This is a genomic window from Desulfosarcina widdelii, assembly GCF_009688965.1.
GTDB lineage: Bacteria > Desulfobacterota > Desulfobacteria > Desulfobacterales > Desulfosarcinaceae > Desulfosarcina > Desulfosarcina widdelii.
Window position 1 is genome coordinate 3,047,062 of record NZ_AP021875.1, and the last position, 16,719, is coordinate 3,063,780.

Consider the following 16,719-nt stretch of genomic DNA (forward strand, 5'->3'; position numbering starts at 1 on the left):
CGCAACGCAGATATCGGGCAAATTTGCCATTTATGGATGGACACGATAAGGAGAGCCCATGAATCTGACAGTTACATCGAAGCAAAAAATGGACGGCGTCTATATCGTTTCTCCCTCAGGACGGTTGGACACCAATACGTACGCCATTTTGGAAGAACGGGTGGACGTGGTGCTGAAGGAAGAACCGCACACCCTGGTATTCGACATGGAAACGCTGGACTATATTTCCAGTATGGGGGTACGGACGATTGCCAAGGCGCAGCGGACCATGAAGGCCTATAGCGGGAGGGTAATTTTGCTGAATCTGCAGCCCCAGATTCAGAAGGTGTTCGATATTATCAAGGCCCTTCCGTCCCAGCAGGTTTTTTCCAACATGCAGGAACTGGATGACTACCTCGATCGGATGCAGCGCCAGGTCACCGGATAATAGACGCTGCAAAGAGACAAAAAAACCTTTCAATCCTTGCGATCATCGCCCGATGCTTGCGGATAAGTGCGTCAGCGGGTGCGCCTTGACAGGGATCTATCGGAAGGATAAAAACCGGCTGCACACCCTGAAAGGGCATGCGAAAAAATCAAAGGAGACGTTCATGGACAACCCCGTCCGCCATTACTGGGAAATCCGGCTGCAAAAATTGAAAAAGGCCCTGGAGTCCAACAATTTCGATGTCTATATTGCCGACAACAAGGATCTGGCCAAAAAAATCGCTTACAACACGCTGATTCCGGAAATCGCTCCCAGGACCATCTCCTGGGGAGGATCCGTTACCTTCGTGGGCACTCGCCTCTACGAAGCGCTGAAGAACGATCCCCGCTATACCATTTTGGACACCTATGACAAAAGCCTGTCCCCGGAGCAGAGCATGCAGCGGCGAAGGGAATCCATGTTGGTGGATCTGTTCATCACCGGCACCAATGCGGTCACCGAAACAGGCCATCTGGTCAACTTGGACATGATCGGCAATCGGGTGGCCGCTCTGACGTTCGGGCCCAAACAGGTGCTCCTTTTCATCGGCCGGAATAAAATCGTCGCCGACCGCCAGGCGGCCTTTGATCGTGTCAAAAATTATGCGGCACCGGTCAACGTGATGCGTTTGGAGAAAAAGACACCATGCGGGAAGACAGGCGAATGCGAGAATTGCAGCAGCCCGGATCGAATCTGCAACACATGGACGGTCACCGAAAAATGTTTTCCCAAGCACCGGATAAAAATCGTCTTAATCAATGAAGACATCGGGTTTTAAAGGGAGAGGCAAATGACGATTCGAACGGACACCTGGCTTTATGTGGCGATCCAGAAAATCGGCAACATCGATCAGATCGTTGGCCAGACCGATACCGAGCATAATGTCGCTTTCATCCCCGCGTTTCTCAGCAAGGATGTTGCCCAGCAGGCCATGTTTCATCTGCATCTGGAGAAAAAGGGAAAATATGAAATCCAGGCCATCATCTACGAGGATCTGGCCAGTTATGCAATGGAAGGCGGATTTCTCATTTTCGTACTGGATGAAGAGGGCAACGTTTTAGAGAGACTGCCGGCCGAAGCATAGAATATTGGCGTTTGCCGCTCAGGGTTGGTGAACCGGCGGGAGTATAACCTCCGGTTGATCAGATGGCAGGCTTTCCACATAGATCGACTGGCTGGGAAACGCAAACCCCGTCCCCGCCCCTTCGACAATGCATTTGATTTCATAGGCCAGCTTTTCTTTGATCGCCAGCCATTCCCCCCACTGTGTGGTGCGCGTAAAACAGTAAACCATGATATCGATGGACGAATCTGAAAACCGGTCGATGCGCACAAAGGTGGGCAGCGCCGGCGACGTGTCAAAGGCATCGCATCCACGGATATAGGTCTCGATACCGTCCCTGATTCGACGCAACTGATCCACCGTTGTGCGATACTCCACGCCAATCAGCCAAAAGATGCGCCGATGGCTCATCTTGCTGTAGTTGATCAGCGAATTGTCGGACAGTCTGGCATTGGGCACATACACAGGGGCCTTGTCAAACTGCCGGATCAAGGTAGAACGAAAGCCGATATCTTCCACCGTGCCTTCCACTTCTCCGTCCACCTTGATCCAGTCCCCCGGGTTGAATCGCTTCTCGGCGATGATCAAAATTCCGGAAATCAAATTCTTGAACAGATCCTGGGCACCCAGGGCTACAGCAACGCCAAACAAGCCCAAACCGGCGATAATCGGTCCGATGCGAATCCCCCAGATTTCCAGCACCGTGGCTGCGCCGATGAATATCAAGACCACCTTGATAGCTTTGATCAGCCAGTCAATCATGGAAGCGGTAAAGTAGCGTTCCAACTGACGCAGAAGGGTGGACAGCGGGGTCACCAGATTCCTGAACGCCCAGAAGATGATCAGAACAATCAGCGAACGCACCAGACGATCGGCGAAAAGCGCCAAGCCGCCGGACAGGTCCAGATAGTCGACGGCCAAATAAAGCCCCACCAGCACGGGGATGAAGGCCATGGGTCGTTCAAGCACGGCCAGGGCCTCATCGTCTAAACGTGTGTCGGTTTTCAGTGCCATCCGCCGAAGCCACCCGACAACGAGTTTGACAAACAGATTGCGCACCAAAAGGGCCAGGACCACGATTCCCAGAGCCACGAAAATGCGTCCCAGGCTGGTTTCAAGCAATCCCCGGTTCCACACGTCCACCACCAGCAGCCAAAATTGTCTCAATTTCTCCAACGTTTTATGTCCCCATTCCAATGGATTCCGAATCCATTGCAAGCTTAGAATGCCTAACAAAGTCGCGAACGATGGGCAGAACATGATCGCCACGTTCCAGATGCGGGGCATGACCGCAGTCGGCAATCATTCGGACGTCCACCGCACTTTTCTTGCCATCCCGAATGGCATCGACCTGTGCCGGGCTTCCATACGGATCATCCTCGCCCTGGATGGCCATCACCGGCACCTGGATGGCCGGCAGAAACGCTTCGATGTTCCAGTGCGCGAAATCCGGACGCAGCCAGACATCGTTCCATCCCCAAAATGCGCAGTCGGTATTTTCGCCATGATACACCGCAAGGCGTGCCTTGAGATCCTCGGTAAGATATCGTCGGCGGGCATCTTCAATGGAGTGCCGGGTGATCGATTCGCAAAAAACGTGGGCCGCCAGGGTCACCAAACCTGCCAGACCGGGTGCAGGGCAGGAGCCGGCGTTGATCAGGGCAATTGACCCGCCATCCGAATGGCCGATCAGAACGTGATGGCGGATTTTGCATTGCCGGATGACGTCGGGCAGCACCACCTGCCCTTCATGGTGCATGAAATCGATTGGACGCGGCAACGGGCAGGGGTCCGAGCCGCCGTACCCCAAACGGCTGAACACCAGGGCACCGCAGCCGGTCATCTCAACCAGCCTTGCCGGGATGTCTCGCCACAGTGCTGCACATCCCAACCCCTCGTGGAGAAATATGAGGGTGGGGGCGTCCTCCGGTTCCGGGCCGATCCAAAACGCCTCCAGGCGTCCGGCGCTTAAATGAATATCGAATCGGCGCGGCGGTTTTATTTTCGATACCACTTGCCGCCGGCATCCTGGAGCCATTCTCCGGGCTGGGCCTTTTCCGCGATCTGCAGCGCCCGGCGCTGGCCGACCACCTTGGCCGAGGTGCCCTGCTGCTTGGCGATGGCCTGGTACACCTTTTTTCGATCCTCGTTTTCCGCAGCCACCAGGTCCTGCTCCGCTTTCTGGGCGCCGACAAAGGCCAAAAAACCATCATTGGTTTCGCCGATGACGCCCTTTGCCTTGAGCTGAACGATCTTAGGCAGCCGGCTTTTCATGCGCGCCTTGATATCCCCTGCGAAAACCGGCGTAGAGAAGAGAAAACTTGTGGCCAGCAATGCCGCCATAATCCAGAACAGATAACCTTTCCGGTTCATGTTTACCATCCTTTCAATCACCTAAAAAAACCGGTCTTACCGGCATCATTCCGACTGCTTGATCTCTTCGGCGGTCTCGTCGATATCTCCAAAAAAATCGTCCAGCGCCCGGTCCACTTTCACATTGACATCGATGGTGATGTGGATGGGCTTGATTTCAACCGGCTTTACTTCCACCTCGTGGCGGGTGGCGCATGAGGAGAGAATCCCCAGTGCCCAAAGGACAGCCACAGCCGGCAGCCAGAGGTTCTTCAGATTTCTCATCATCATCAATCTCCTTGGGAATTTCAGTATCCGTGCAGAAGACAGATACTAATCGATCATATCGACAATGTCCTTATACTGCAAAAGCCGGTTCAAAGGAAGTTTCAGGTTCACATCCAGGGAAATACCCTGGAAAACCGATCCTTGAGAGCCGGCCTCGACCCTTACGAAACTGCCGATCTCTTTCTTATAGACAAATGGCAAAGGCTTGGCCGGCTTGCCATCGAACTGCAGGCGCATGATCAACGTCTCGCCCTCGGTGGTCATGCCCAGTTTGGCCCATTTGTAATTGTAGTCCTTCAGGGCCTCTCTGGCCAGCTCCACCTGGGCGAACTGGGGTGTTTCCGGCGGAATCCCCCGCGTGAGGATCTCCGTTCCGGTGAGTTGAATCTGGCCTTCCTCGCCGGGTGTGGAAAAGAGGAACCCGTCGTCAAAACGGATGCTGCCATTGCTGTATAAAACCGGGATTCTGCCGTTCACCGTTCCGCTGCCCTTGGCATTCACGGCGCCCAGTTGTTCGAGAATCTGGGACAACCCAAGCCGCTGGCAGTACAGGCTGATCTGGTAATTCTGCCGTTTTGCCGCAATGCGCAGGGACTGGGCGTCGACCTTGCCCCCGCACCACGAAAGCCGTCCTTTTTCCACCAGCAAGGTATCGGGCGACTCCACCTGAAAGTCGAAGCGACCACCGTCCACCACGATGCTGCCCATGGCGGCGCGGCTGAACTGCAGGGTCTGGGCCGGTGCACTGCGGATCCTTGGCAGTTCCGGAAAATGAATGGTAGCGTCGATGCCTTCCACCCGGATCTGTTTTGGGGCTAATTCCAGCAGCCCGTCGGTGATGGTCAGCTTGCAATCACCCTGCATCCCTCGCTTGGAAACCGACGCGGTAGCTCCGGCCGAGACCGTTCCGGAAAGGGCCACGTCCTCCATGGCTGGAATCAGTCGGCCCAGATCCGCACCGGCCGCCAGCGAATAAGGCGGCACCTTCATGCGCAGGACCGCGACCGGATCGGCCGATTCCGAGAGTTGCACGCTGCCTTCGATGGCAGCCGTCATTTCCGGGAACAGGTCGCTGGAATGGGTGGCGGAAAACAGATAGGCATCCGTGCTGCGGGTCACCCGCCCGTCAAGGCTTCCCAGGCTATGGACACCGTAGCGCATCCGCTTGACGGAAAAGCGGCCCTGGGCCGTGCCCGCCGGGGTATTGAGGCCATAGGGCAGATCCAAACGGAGCCCCGCCAGTTCAAACCCGGCGGAATCATGCCGCAATCGGCCATCGGACATCCGCAGCCTTCCCTGGACAACGGGGGCGGCATCGGCATCCTGTCGGGCACCGACCGACATTTCCAGGTTCGCCAGGTCGCCGGCCAGGCCATGGCCATCCAAGGTTGCGGCTGGCAGGTCAAGACGGACATCCGTCTGCCAGGATACGTCAAAAAAAGGCGCCTTGACCGCCACCCGCCCTTCGATCCGGGCAGAGTCGCCCCACACCTCAATTCCGAATGCAGCGGCCCGGATTCCCGGCATTCCCATTTGCCAACTGGCCTGCATCGCCTCCGCTTCAATCCCGACTTCCAGTTTGAAACGCGGCACCTGCGATTGCAGGCGTAGCCCTTTGACAGTCAAATCCAGTTGGTCGGCCCGTTCGGCCTCTTCCTTTTGGTCGGTTTCTTCCTTTTCGGGAGTATGACAGGATGCCGACCATCCTCCCGATGCGGAATTATGGATATCAAAAACCAAGGGCAACGGTACTCTATTTGCCAATGTCACCGTCTCGGGACAGCGAATGCCAAACGGCAGGACCGTCAGATCCGCCTGCCCGGAGATGGTGCGGACATCCCCAGCCAGACCGATGCTTGCCTTCACGGTTTTCACGGCTACCCGGGCTGGGGTTTGAAGCTGCGCGCCGCTCACATCGATCTGCCAGTCGGCAAGGTTTGCCGAAAACGCCGAAAACGTTGCCGGGGCATTGTCCGCCTCGGGCATGATCGAAGCGTTCCCGACCTTCAGGCGGCCGTCATGCCATGCGGCATCAATGCTGACATCGGAGATCGCAAAGGGCTGTGTCTGCACCTGGGCCGACGCATTGAGATTCAGTGTACCGGAAAGATCCAGGTTCGGAACACGGTGAAAAAGGTCGGCAAAACGGTCCAGGTGGATGGCCGAACCGTTCAGGCTCAGCGCACCGGTGCCGTTTGCAAGGTCGGCCCGCAGCTTCAGGGCGACCCTCTGCTCACCGGGAAACAGACGCACCTCGGCCGTCAATTTCGTTGGATCGGATGGCTCCGGTGCGATATCGACATCGAATGGAATCCGGTAGGTCGATTGACCCCATTGGAGAAGGATGCGGGCGCTGCGGATCTCGATCTTGCCGAAGATTTTTCCAAGACCGGCCGGCAGCCCCCCGGAAACGGACGGCTCCTCCGGTGTTTTTTTACCCGAATGAATCCCTTCCAGCCCCGGAAGGACGATGCCGTGGGGCGTCACCAGGGCGTTGACCGTCACATCGTCAATGCGGACGCATCCGATTTTCCGGCGGCGCAGTTCACCGGGGGAATAGTCGAGTTCCACAGACCGAATGACGATGGCGGGCCGGTGGGCTTGGCCGAAAATAAAAGGCCCTGCCGCGGTCCGATACAGACCGATTCGGGAAATGCGTCCGTTGAAATCGGCAAACCCCAGCTGCCGGATTTTCTCTACGGGCAGGTATTGGCCGGCCAGCATCGGCAAAGCCAGGTATCCTGCGAGGACCAGGCAGGCCAGCAGGGCGACAACGCTTACCGCCGCCAACGCGATAACCGATCTGCGGCTTCTCTTTGGGGCAGGCGGGTTCATCTACCAGTCGAGGCCCTGAGAAGAGAGTAGTTTGGTCGCCCGCTGGTGGCCCAGCCGGGCGGCCTGTTTAAACACCTCGATGGCGCCGGCGGTGTCGCCGTTTTTATTCCGCACCACCCCCAGGTTGTACAGGGCGCTGCCGTTTTGCGAATCGAGTTGAATCGCCTTTTCAAAGGCTTCGGCGGCATCGTCGAAACGCCCGGCTACATAGGCCTGTTTTCCGGTTTTGATCCAGGCATCGGCCGTCGGCGGAGGCGGGTCGGAAGGCGCGGGGTTCGGCATCGCCGAAGGCGCCCGGGGCGGACCTGGCGGTGGCGGGGGGCCGGGAACTGGACTTTTTCCCACTGCTGGGATTGAAGCGCCCCCCACGACCGGTTGCACGGGCGGCGGCAATGGTGCTTTGGCAGGCTTGCTTGCCTTTTTTCGTCGCCATATCACCCATACAACCAGAGCCGTACCCACACCCATCAGGGAAAATCCCAGTACGGGCCGGTAAAAAATCCAGGCCACCCCCATGACCATGAAGCCGAAGAACAGGGCCAGCACAAATGCGATCAGACCGGTCCCGGCCTGGACGATATTGCCCACGAAGGGGATCACGTCGGCAAAAACGGAAAGGGGCTTGAGCAGCAAGGTCAGGCCGATGAACATCATCAACACCCCGCCGGCACGCAGCCCCCAGGTCAACAGGCGGTTGTGGAAATGGGCCGTTTTGAACATGTCGACGGCGCTGTGGATTCCCGTCTGCAAAAGACTGATGGTTCCGCCGGTCTTCGTGGCATAGGGCGCGAACGAGCTGCCCTGCTGGGCGGCGATCAGGCTCACCGGCCCAGGATAAACGGCTTTGAACGTGATACGCACGTCGCCGATGGCCGGATTGCCCGGATCATCCCCGCGATAGTAGCCGTCGCCGTGGATCATGCCCCGGCTGCCCAGGGCCGCGGGAACCGGCGATGACGAATCAACGGCCACGGGTTTCCAATTGTCGATTTCCTGGATTAACGCGGGAGAGAGTCTGAACGCGCCCACGGTCACAAGGGTTGCGTTGCGGGTCTGGGAGGGAAAGGGCATGGAGCCGGGATTTTCGTGGCCGCTGCGCCGTTTGAATCCCGAAGAGCGGATGAGCGAAGAAGACCAAACCCGGGAGTAGGAGTAAGTCGTCACTTTCTTCTCGCCGCCGCCGGCCTTTTTTTCCGTGCGCGTGCTTTTATTTTCCTTCCATTGGTACATCTCCACCGTTCGCTTGAGACGCAGGGCGGTGATAGAGACGGCAAAGGCGTCGTCGGTCAGTGTCTGGCGGGTATCCGCTGTTCCGCTCAGGTGCACCAGTCGGCCCTGGTTGGCCGGATCCACACGGTCCGGGGATGCGGAGATCACGACCCCCTCCCCTTCTTTCAGGGTCTGGTAGCGTTTGATCGCCCGGCCTTCATTCCAGAACAGCAAGGGAAAAGCTCCAAGAAACAGAATCAAACCGAAAAAAAGGCCCTTGAAAGACGTTTTGATCCGCCCGCCCCACGAAGCATGGCTGACTTCGGTAAAGCTATCCTCTGACATGGCTCTCTCCCGGGTATGGAAAGCAGTGTGGATTCGACCAGGGTGCAAATAGACCTGGATATTTTTTTTTCTAAATGATATTGGAGAGATATCTTTGTGTCAAACAAAAAGACCCACTTTGGTGGATTTCGCGGACGGGCTCTATTTGTGAACATATGATCGAATGTCACGATATTACCTTTCGATATCCGGGGGCAGACACGACGCTTTTTCAAGGGCTCGACCTGGTGATCGACCAGGCGGGTTTTCACGCCCTGTTCGGACCGTCAGGCGTCGGCAAGACCTCTCTTGCCAGAATCATTTCGGGTGATATCGAAAAATTTTCCGGGGGGGTGAAAATCGCCGGCGACCGGCCCTGTCTGTACACCCACAACCGGGAGCGACTGCCCGGATGGTCGCCTGTGGGCCGGCACCTGGAGAAAACCACCCCCGCCGGCCGTCATACCCTGAGAGATGATCTGATCGACGGTTTCGGTCTGTCGGAGTTGATGGGCATGCGCTACTCCCAGCTCTCCATGGGCCAATGCAACCGGGTCAACCTGCTGCGTTACCTGCTTCAGGATTTCAGCCTACTCATCATGGACGAGAGTCTGGCCAACGTGGACGAGCCGACCCGGCAGGCCATCCTCTACACCATCAAAACGACTTTTCCTGACGCCGGCTTTTTCTATATTTCCCACAACGTCGTGGAGGTATGCCGGTTCTGCGACCGGATCGTGGTTTTTCGCGGCGCCCATAAATCACCCCAGATCCTTCAGATTGGTGGCCAGGACCATTATGCGGATCGTCCCCTGGACAAGGCCGCCTTGGAGCGGTCCATGCTGGAGGTGATCAATGCTGCATAGACGCATCCTTCAATTTCTCATCGTCTACCTGCTGGGCGTCGGCCTGCTGCTGACTCTCAAGCTCGCTCTGGGACTTTCCGACTACGTCATCCCGGGTCCGGCAAGTGTCTGGCATACGGGCCAGACGCAATTTTTGCGCTATGCCGGGGATGTGCTCGACACATTCGGCGTGGCTGTTGTCGGCCAGGTGCTCTCCATTATCCTGGCCACAGCCGTTGGCGTGGCCGGCAGACGGGCCACCTGGTTGGGGTCTTTCATCAAGGTAGCGGCCTACAATGTCCAGGCCTATCCCATCGTAGCCATTGCCCCCATCCTGTTTATCCTGTTGGGAGACGGCTTTTTAACCCGCCTGTTCATCGCCGCCATGATCTGCTATTTTCCCCTGCTCCTGTCGGTGATCGGCATCATGAGCGAACCGGTTGCCGATATCGAGCATTTTTACCGGGTGACCGGACGGCTGCGCTGGCAACTGGAAGTCAAAATCCGGGCATTCGAAAACCTTCACAAGCTGACTACGGTAATCTCGGGAAGCGCGACCCTGGCCATGGCCGGAACCATTGTGGCCGAATTCATCGCGGCCAATGCCGGCATCGGCTACAGTATCCGCATTGCCCTGTACCAGAGCGACCTGGCCAAGATCCTGGTGGCCCTGTTTATCATCGGCATCACGCTCTCCCTGTATCAGGGGCTGCTGGAGATGCTGGGCGCCGGTGTCAAAAAAGCCTGGGCCGCCGGATAGGAAACTTGTAAGCGACCATGGGGCTAGCGCATCTGCTTTGCTCCCGGGTACTTGGAGGTTGACCAATACGTCTGCGCCCCCGGCGCCTCACATCTGCGGCACCCCATGAACGACTACTGACCGGGCAGTTGCAGCAAATTGGGCATTTCAACCTCCTTAACGCATACGAAAACTTTCTTTTCAAAAAAAAGGAGGTCGAGCCATGCGAGCGTCTTGGCGCGTATATCTTTTTATTCTTCTTGTATCGCTATGGGCCGTAAATAGTGGTTGCCTGACGCCCCGCACAGCCGTTGCCGGGGAAAAAGTAGCCTACCGCCTGAAATGGCTGATCAACGCCAGCACTGCCGGCGACGTCTTTGCAGCCAGTCAGGGATTCTTCGCAGCCCGGGGACTGGACGTGGATGTAAAAGCCGGGGGACCTGAGCGCGATGCCATTCGCGAACTGGAGCTGAACTATGCCCAGTTTGGCGTAGCCTCGGCGGACCAGGTGATCCGGGCGCTGGCCAAGGGGGCCTCGGTCGTGGTGCTGGCCCAGTTGTTTCAGGTCAATCCCCTCCAATGGATCTATCGAACCAAGGACTGCACCATCAAGAAAACGCAGGACCTGGCGGGGCGCACTGTCGGCATCACCTACGGCGGCAACGACGAAACCATCATGCGGGCCCTTTTGGCCAGCGCAGGCATGACGGAAGGCCAGGTCCGCCTGGCCAGCGTACGCTACGACTACACGCCCTTTTTAAATGGCAGCGTATCCATATGGCCTGTCTACCGCAACACCCAGGGAATCTATCTGACGGACAAACTCGCTTCAGCAGGCGAACAGGTGGCCTTTTTCGACCCTTCGGATCATGGGGTCCGCTTTGTGGCCAACAGCGTGGTCACCTCCCAGAAAATGATCGATCAGCACCCCGACATGGCGAAGCGATTCGTCCGGGCCCTTTTGGCCGGTTGGGAGGCGGCCATGAATCCTGCCAATGAGACCGAAGTCATTCAGGCTCTGGCCAAATCCGATCCGGACACCTTGCCTGAAACGATGCGCCGCCAACTGGCGGTTACCCGCCGCATGGTCCAGCCGGACCCAACGGTTCCCTTGGGTCGCATCGATAAATCGGCCTGGCAGCAGACAGAGCAAATCATGGTCGCGCAGAAACTGGTCCCGGATCAGGTTGGTGTTGTTGAGCGGCTCGTGGAACCCTGACGGATTGGCAAGAGGCCAAAATCTGTACTTCCCTTGGCCTATTCGGGGTATTGTTCCTTGATCTTGGCGTGCAGTTTTTGAGAACGCATCCACAGGTAGCCCGTATCGGACTGGTGGTCGTAGGACAACTGCCGGTCAGTTCCCCCGCCGCGCCAGCGATACTTGTCCGGCTGGCCGGGAACCGGGTCGGCTTCACCGTAGCGTCGGAACGCCTCGGCTTTTAAATCGAGAAAGTCCATGTAATTGCTGACTTCGACAAGGATGGTGTACAGCTGCTTCTTCCAGAAACCGAAAACGATATTGTCGACCCGCGCACGAACGAACCGTTTTCTGGCTTTTGGACGGCTGTACTGCTCAACGCCCCCGTACGCGGGATCGGTTTGGACAAATTCAAGCCCGTCGATCTGCGAAGGCGGCTGGCCCCATTTCACCCCCAGGTACCCGGCATCGTCGCCGACCGATGGCTGGAATCCGGGCAGCCGTTCGGGGATGCCGATGTCGGGAGGCGCTGACGGATTGGGCAGTGATTGCGGGACCGACGGCTTTGGGGGCGGCGGTGGCGGTTTGGCCGGGGTCTGCGAATGGATCAGACGCTCTACGGCCTGCGCATCGACCCGAACCACCCGACCGTCGCGATAATAGCAGACGGCCCCATTCTCTTCCCAGGCCTTGGAGGTCTGGAACATCTCGCCGGATTTGAGGATGACCATATCGGCATCGACCGGGCCGAGGCCAATGGCCATGAGGATGGAAAAAATCAAGAAAACCCGCTTGCTCTGCATCGATACGAACCTTCCCAATGAGCGGTGAATCGGGGAAAACGACACGCCCGGATCCATCGAACACAGGGTATCCCCCTACCCGCCTCCTGTCAAAGAAAAAGCTTTGAATTTCTCATGACAATGGCATAAGCTGCCGGAACCTGTTCACGGGGTTGAAACGCCCAAGGAATTCCAACCCCTCGCAAGGTAAGCGTTTACAGGGTGCTTTAGATGCGAGACGCCGGGCATGCCGACGTACTTTTCCCGTACTTCAAATGCCCGGGAACAAAGCAGATGCGGTGCCCTGTGAACGCTTACAGCTGCCGTTTTCAACGATTATGTCAGCGAGGCGCCATTGGCAGCCAGAACGAACAATCCTCGCCGTCGACCGGAACCGCCGCGCGTATGGACGTATACGCTGCCCGGCGGCCACCGGGTGATGGCCGGCAAAACCGATGCCGACAACGACCGGCTCAGCCTGAAAATCGCCGGTCCCGGGGATTGGTGGTTTCATGTCCGCGGTATGCCCGGCAGCCATGTGGTCCTTAAAACCGCCGACGGGCAAGAGCCGGATCGGGAAACCCTGGAGCAGACGGCCGCCATCGCCGCTTTCCACAGCAAAGCCAGGTCAGGAGGCGTGGTTGCCGTTTCCGGAACGCTGGCGCGCTATGTTACCAAACCCCGCGGTGCCAAACCGGGCAGCGTGAGCATCCGCAAAGAACGCGTCTTCAAGGTCAGGCCAGCTCTGCCGGATGCCGGGTAGAAGCAGAACCGACTGTCCGGATGACCATCCATCCAAAACTGATGCTGAAAGGATTCTTTGATGCTGTATCAATTCGACGGGAAGCAGCCCCAAGTGGAAACGGGAACCTATGTTAGCGAGCTGGCCCATGTCATCGGAGACGTGATTATCGGAAAGCAATGTTATATCGGCCATGGCGCCATCATCCGGGGGGACTACGGCCGGATTGTCATCGGCGACGGCACGGCCGTGGAGGAAGGCGTTATCATTCACGCCCCTCCCGGAGACACCCATACCATCGGGCGCAAGGTCACCCTGGGGCATGGCGCCGTTCTTCATGGAAGATCCATCGGTGACCTGGCCGTAATCGGTATGGGTTCGATTCTCAGCATTTTCAGCCAGGTGGGGCAACGCAGTATCGTCGCCGAGGGCAGCGTGGTCAAACTCAACCAGGTTATTCCGGAAAAGGTGGTCGTTGCGGGAAATCCAGCCAGGGTGGTACGGGCGGTCAGCGAACAGGATGAAGAAATGTGGGCCTACGGCAAGCAGGTTTATATCGATCTGGCAGCCAAATACCTGAAGCAGGATATGGTTCCCGTCTCCTGAACCGGCGGCTTATTGCAGCCAGGGCCTGGAAAGCCGCCGGCCATGGTCGCCGAAGAAAACCAGTTTCGGGCAGCGAAGGCGCAGATCGGAAAGATTGCGCTGCAGGACCGCCTGGCCGAAAGGGTGTATTGCTTTCAGACCGCTGGTATCGATTACGACCTGATCCACACCCTGCTCACAGGCGGCCAAGGCGTTGATCAGTTCATGGGCGGAAGTACCGTCGAAGTCGCCATCGAGAGCGAGGCGGACACTGTTTTTCGATTGGCTTCGAAGTCGATAGATCTTGAAGTTCACGGCCATCGGCTGCCTTCCTTTCGACCGCCGCACAACGGCGGAATCCATTGCCGACCAAGGGCGCGGGAAATGGGTGGTCGGCGGTTGGGACGGGGAAAGCGGTGAAACGGCGGGAGGTTCAACCGGGGAGCCGGATATCCGGTCCAGGCAAGTCCAATGGTCAGCCTTCACTTACCGGTTCACGCTTCATTGAAAAGCAATGAGCAATGATAATGCCGTTTTTTATCCGGCGGGCTAATAATTTTTTTATTTCCTTTGATATCAAACTGATAACTCTCACCTCGAAATTTATAGCAAAGACATCTCCCGATTGATTTAGGAAATCCGTTACCCACTCTCCATGAATATTATGTTATACTGCTTTTTACTGCTCCTTTCGGTGGCCCCCGCTCCAAGATAAGCTAAAGTTTTCAGTAAAGATTCCGATGATAGCCCCAATCGGATGATCACTTTTAGGAACACGACGAAAACCGACAAAGCGGCCTTCACGGATGGCAGCAAGCGACAGGCAAAAGTAGGATAGACTTTCATGACGGACGATCAAGCAGCAAATAACAGGTTTGGCGAGATTGCCGTTGAAATGAACTTTGTCGAGCAGGAAAAAATCGACAAAGCTCTGGTGGTCCAAAAACGCATTTTTCAAAAGGCAGGGGTTTCCATGCCCATCGGTCAGATATTGGTTGAAATGGGCACCATTACCGCCGATGTATGTAAAGAAATCCTTGAGATGCAGCGGGAGATCGAAAACAAACTGGCTGCCGCGACCGGCGGAAATACCCCGAAAAAGAAACCTTCCGGGCAGGTGACCGCCAAAGGGGACAATGAGCTGGACATCCGGGTTTCAAGGGACAAACTGACCGTCACGGCAACCATCGAGGGAAAGGTTCCGGCAACCGAATTCGACGTCAATGACGTCAAGGTGATGCTCCATTCCGAAAGCATTCTTTACGGCATCGTTGAAGACAAGCAGATCGAGGCTTTTCTGAAAGGCGAGTCCGAAGTGGAAGAAGGTTTGGTCATTGCCAAAGGCACCGCCCCTGTTCCGGACACGCCGCCTGAACTCAAGTACCATTTCGACACCGACCCGCTGAAAGTCGGGACCCTGACCGAAGACGGCTTGATGGATTGGAAGGAACGGGGGAGCCTGCCCCAGGTAAAAGAAGGGGACCTGCTCGCGGAAAAAATACCGGGACCTCCGGGCAAGGAAGGGATGGACGTATACGGCAAGAAGATTCCCATCCCCAAAGCACGCGATAAAAGGTTCAAATGCGGCAAGGGTGCCCGGAAATCCGAAGACGGCATGCAGGTATACGCCACTCAGACCGGATTCGCCAAACTGTCCTTCAACGGCGAAATTTCGGTGATGCCCACCTTGCATATCGAGGGAGACATCTCCCTGGAAACCGGACATGTAACCTTCGATGGACATATCGAAGTGACCGGCACCGTCGAGAAAGGCTACCGGGTAAAAGGGGGCAGCCTGCGAGCAAATGAAATCCGCGATGCCCAGGTCGATATTGACGGTGACATCACCGCGACCAAAGGCATTTTGGGAGCCACCATTCGATGCGGCGGCAATCTAAAGGCCGGTCACATCAACAATGCCGATATCGTTCTGGCCGGTGACATCGCTGTTGAAAAAGAGGTCATCGAATCGAAAATCGAAGCCAATGGGCGCTTTTTGATCAATGACGGCATCATCATCGGTTCCACCATTTCCGCAAAAATGGGGATCAGTGCCATGGACATCGGAACCGAAGCGTCCAAATCCAGCGAGTTGATCGTCGGCATCGATCAGCAGATGGAACGGGAGGCCGAGTCCATCGCAGCAGAAATACAGTCCATTAAAAAAGAGCGGGAAAGCCTTCCAAAACGCCTGGAAAAACTCAAAGAACAGTCGGACCACGTCAATACCCGGCTGGGGGAAGTCGCCCAGGAGCAGGACAAATGCATGGTTCAACATCGGCAGCTACAGAAAGAGGTGGACACCGATTCGCTGAATCAAGGCGATGTCGCCGCCGAAAAGCTGCAACAACGGATACTTGAACTGCAAGCCAAACAGGAAGCCTACGACGAAGAAGTGGCCGGGCTCATGGAGCAGGACGATGCGATCAGCCAGGAAATTGAGGCCACGGAAGCCAGAATCGTTGAATCCAAAGAGAGAACCGAGGAATTGAACACCCGGCTGGATGCGATTGCCGAAGCCCGGAAAACGGATCAAGGCATCGCGGCCGTCAAGATCGGCGGCAACGTCTTTTCAGGAACCAAGCTTACCGGACCGCACAGCGTGCTGGTCCTGCAAGAAAACCTCAAGCGGCTGTCCATCGTCGAAACGGACAAACCGGATCATGAAGGCGCCAAGCGCTGGCGATTCGAGTTGGCCCCTTTTCGGTAAAATGCATGCGAACGCACTGCTGTCAATTCCTCCCGGTGTCCACAGCGATTAAAATAATGTTTTTGGCAAGACCACTGGGAGGAAGCTGTATAATCAATACCGCGACCACCAATAACGCAGTCCAAAAACATTGCCTTTAACGCTATATATTCGCTTGACGGAAGCCTTTCCAGAATATATAGGTGGCCACCTAAACAATTTTGACAGGCCAACCAAACGAGGGAGGAAAACAAAAAATGAACAAAGGTGATTTAATCAACGAAATCGCTCAAATCGTAGCGACCAAAAAACAGGCTCAGGAAGTTGTGGACACCGTTTTCTCCGTGATCACCAATTCCCTGAAAAAAAACGAACCCGTCCAGATCGCCGGTTTTGGCAGCTTCAAAACCGCCAAGCGCGAAGCTCGCACCGGACGCAACCCCCAGACCGGCGCCGAAATTCAAATCGCCGCCAGGACCGTTCCCAAGTTCGTACCGGGAAAAGCGCTCAAAGATGAGCTGAAATAGCGGTCTCCTTATATTCTGAAAAAAGCGAAGGCAGGGCTTTGGCCCTGCCTTTTTTATGGTCCGGCAGAGTTGCAA

General features: G+C 56.5%; 18 protein-coding genes. 10 read left to right on the plus strand and 8 right to left on the minus strand.

What is annotated here, in order from left to right:
* Window positions 1–58 precede the first annotated feature (58 nt).
* The 3 genes from GN111_RS14295 (at window position 59) to GN111_RS14305 (ending at window position 1,550) form a co-directional block, all read left to right on the plus strand.
* Window positions 59–427 carry an STAS domain-containing protein gene (locus GN111_RS14295; RefSeq protein ID WP_155304398.1) on the plus strand — a complete coding sequence of 123 codons (369 nt, stop codon included), beginning with the start codon at window positions 59–61 and terminating at the stop codon, window positions 425–427.
* Between the two features lie 163 nt (window positions 428–590).
* Window positions 591–1,244, plus strand: a complete 654-nt coding sequence (locus GN111_RS14300; protein ID WP_155304399.1) for a lactate utilization protein — start codon at window positions 591–593, stop codon at window positions 1,242–1,244.
* 12 nt (window positions 1,245–1,256) lie between these two features.
* Entirely contained in the window at window positions 1,257–1,550 is a 294-nt protein-coding gene (locus tag GN111_RS14305; protein WP_155304400.1) for a hypothetical protein, read from the plus strand.
* 18 nt (window positions 1,551–1,568) lie between these two features.
* On the opposite strand, the gene GN111_RS14310 is transcribed toward GN111_RS14305, so the two are convergent.
* From GN111_RS14310 to GN111_RS14335, 6 genes are read right to left on the minus strand one after another with little or no spacing between them, the layout of a single operon-like run.
* Complete coding sequence (locus GN111_RS14310) at window positions 1,569–2,696, minus strand: mechanosensitive ion channel family protein (RefSeq protein ID WP_197740551.1); 1,128 nt, start codon at window positions 2,694–2,696, stop codon at window positions 1,569–1,571.
* A 13-nt stretch (window positions 2,697–2,709) separates the two neighbouring features.
* Window positions 2,710–3,543 (minus strand): alpha/beta fold hydrolase, encoded by an 834-nt coding sequence (locus GN111_RS14315; RefSeq protein WP_231715743.1) that lies wholly within the window; start codon window positions 3,541–3,543, stop codon window positions 2,710–2,712.
* A complete protein-coding gene (locus GN111_RS14320; protein ID WP_155304403.1) occupies window positions 3,528–3,902 on the minus strand; it encodes a YdbL family probable chaperone protein in 375 nt (124 codons plus the stop codon). Before GN111_RS14320 ends, GN111_RS14315 begins: the two co-directional genes overlap by 16 nt.
* 45 nt (window positions 3,903–3,947) lie before the next feature.
* On the minus strand, window positions 3,948–4,172 hold the full coding sequence (locus tag GN111_RS14325) for a hypothetical protein (RefSeq protein ID WP_231715744.1): 225 nt from the start codon (window positions 4,170–4,172) through the stop codon (window positions 3,948–3,950).
* Window positions 4,173–4,214: 42 nt separating this feature from the next.
* A complete protein-coding gene (locus GN111_RS14330; RefSeq protein WP_155304404.1) occupies window positions 4,215–7,004 on the minus strand; it encodes an intermembrane phospholipid transport protein YdbH family protein in 2,790 nt (929 codons plus the stop codon).
* Entirely contained in the window at window positions 7,005–8,558 is a 1,554-nt protein-coding gene (locus GN111_RS14335; protein WP_155304405.1) for a TMEM43 family protein, read from the minus strand.
* Window positions 8,559–8,713: 155 nt separating this feature from the next.
* Between GN111_RS14335 and GN111_RS14340 the strand changes: the two genes are divergently transcribed.
* From GN111_RS14340 to GN111_RS14350, 3 genes are all read left to right on the plus strand, one after another.
* On the plus strand, window positions 8,714–9,403 hold the full coding sequence (locus tag GN111_RS14340; RefSeq protein WP_155304406.1) for an ATP-binding cassette domain-containing protein: 690 nt from the start codon (window positions 8,714–8,716) through the stop codon (window positions 9,401–9,403).
* Entirely contained in the window at window positions 9,393–10,142 is a 750-nt protein-coding gene (locus GN111_RS14345; protein WP_155304407.1) for an ABC transporter permease, read from the plus strand. Before GN111_RS14340 ends, GN111_RS14345 begins: the two co-directional genes overlap by 11 nt.
* Window positions 10,143–10,344: 202 nt before the next feature.
* Window positions 10,345–11,340, plus strand: a complete 996-nt coding sequence (locus tag GN111_RS14350) for an ABC transporter substrate-binding protein (RefSeq protein WP_155304408.1) — start codon at window positions 10,345–10,347, stop codon at window positions 11,338–11,340.
* Between the two features lie 38 nt (window positions 11,341–11,378).
* On the opposite strand, the gene GN111_RS14355 is transcribed toward GN111_RS14350, so the two are convergent.
* Window positions 11,379–12,122, minus strand: a complete 744-nt coding sequence (locus GN111_RS14355) for a hypothetical protein (RefSeq protein WP_155304409.1) — start codon at window positions 12,120–12,122, stop codon at window positions 11,379–11,381.
* Window positions 12,123–12,456: 334 nt separating this feature from the next.
* Here GN111_RS14355 and GN111_RS14360 point away from each other — a divergent pair, with 334 nt between their 5' ends.
* Both GN111_RS14360 and GN111_RS14365 read left to right on the plus strand, forming a co-directional pair.
* Window positions 12,457–12,864, plus strand: a complete 408-nt coding sequence (locus tag GN111_RS14360; protein ID WP_179955324.1) for an NFACT RNA binding domain-containing protein — start codon at window positions 12,457–12,459, stop codon at window positions 12,862–12,864.
* A gap of 60 nt (window positions 12,865–12,924) precedes the next feature.
* Window positions 12,925–13,449, plus strand: a complete 525-nt coding sequence (locus GN111_RS14365) for a gamma carbonic anhydrase family protein (protein WP_155304410.1) — start codon at window positions 12,925–12,927, stop codon at window positions 13,447–13,449.
* Window positions 13,450–13,458: 9 nt separating this feature from the next.
* Here the strand turns inward: GN111_RS14365 and GN111_RS14370 are convergent, their stop codons facing one another.
* The gene (locus GN111_RS14370; RefSeq protein ID WP_155304411.1) at window positions 13,459–13,749 is read right to left on the minus strand and encodes an STAS domain-containing protein; all 291 of its coding nucleotides are present in this window, start codon (window positions 13,747–13,749) and stop codon (window positions 13,459–13,461) included.
* Window positions 13,750–14,272: 523 nt separating this feature from the next.
* On the opposite strand from GN111_RS14370, the gene GN111_RS14375 reads away from it, so the two are divergent.
* Both GN111_RS14375 and GN111_RS14380 read left to right on the plus strand, forming a co-directional pair.
* Complete coding sequence (locus GN111_RS14375) at window positions 14,273–16,138, plus strand: FapA family protein (RefSeq protein ID WP_155304412.1); 1,866 nt, start codon at window positions 14,273–14,275, stop codon at window positions 16,136–16,138.
* Between the two features lie 236 nt (window positions 16,139–16,374).
* Window positions 16,375–16,644, plus strand: coding sequence for an HU family DNA-binding protein (locus tag GN111_RS14380; RefSeq protein ID WP_155304413.1), 270 nt, complete (start codon window positions 16,375–16,377; stop codon window positions 16,642–16,644).
* The last annotated feature ends 75 nt before the right edge of the window (window positions 16,645–16,719 follow it).

Bases quoted from the DNA above. Each gene is read 5' to 3' on its own strand.
- GN111_RS14295 (WP_155304398.1), top strand. From the start codon at position 59: ATGAATCTGACAGTTACATCGAAGCAAAAAATGGACGGCGTCTATATC.
- GN111_RS14300 (WP_155304399.1), top strand. From the start codon at position 591: ATGGACAACCCCGTCCGCCATTACTGGGAAATCCGGCTGCAAAAATTG.
- GN111_RS14305 (WP_155304400.1), top strand. From the start codon at position 1,257: ATGACGATTCGAACGGACACCTGGCTTTATGTGGCGATCCAGAAAATC.
- GN111_RS14320 (WP_155304403.1), bottom strand. From the start codon at position 3,902: ATGAACCGGAAAGGTTATCTGTTCTGGATTATGGCGGCATTGCTGGCC.
- GN111_RS14325 (WP_231715744.1), bottom strand. From the start codon at position 4,172: ATGATGATGAGAAATCTGAAGAACCTCTGGCTGCCGGCTGTGGCTGTC.
- GN111_RS14330 (WP_155304404.1), bottom strand. From the start codon at position 7,004: ATGAACCCGCCTGCCCCAAAGAGAAGCCGCAGATCGGTTATCGCGTTG.
- GN111_RS14335 (WP_155304405.1), bottom strand. From the start codon at position 8,558: ATGTCAGAGGATAGCTTTACCGAAGTCAGCCATGCTTCGTGGGGCGGG.
- GN111_RS14340 (WP_155304406.1), top strand. From the start codon at position 8,714: ATGATCGAATGTCACGATATTACCTTTCGATATCCGGGGGCAGACACG.
- GN111_RS14345 (WP_155304407.1), top strand. From the start codon at position 9,393: ATGCTGCATAGACGCATCCTTCAATTTCTCATCGTCTACCTGCTGGGC.
- GN111_RS14350 (WP_155304408.1), top strand. From the start codon at position 10,345: ATGCGAGCGTCTTGGCGCGTATATCTTTTTATTCTTCTTGTATCGCTA.
- GN111_RS14355 (WP_155304409.1), bottom strand. From the start codon at position 12,122: ATGCAGAGCAAGCGGGTTTTCTTGATTTTTTCCATCCTCATGGCCATT.
- GN111_RS14365 (WP_155304410.1), top strand. From the start codon at position 12,925: ATGCTGTATCAATTCGACGGGAAGCAGCCCCAAGTGGAAACGGGAACC.
- GN111_RS14370 (WP_155304411.1), bottom strand. From the start codon at position 13,749: ATGGCCGTGAACTTCAAGATCTATCGACTTCGAAGCCAATCGAAAAAC.
- GN111_RS14375 (WP_155304412.1), top strand. From the start codon at position 14,273: ATGACGGACGATCAAGCAGCAAATAACAGGTTTGGCGAGATTGCCGTT.
- GN111_RS14380 (WP_155304413.1), top strand. From the start codon at position 16,375: ATGAACAAAGGTGATTTAATCAACGAAATCGCTCAAATCGTAGCGACC.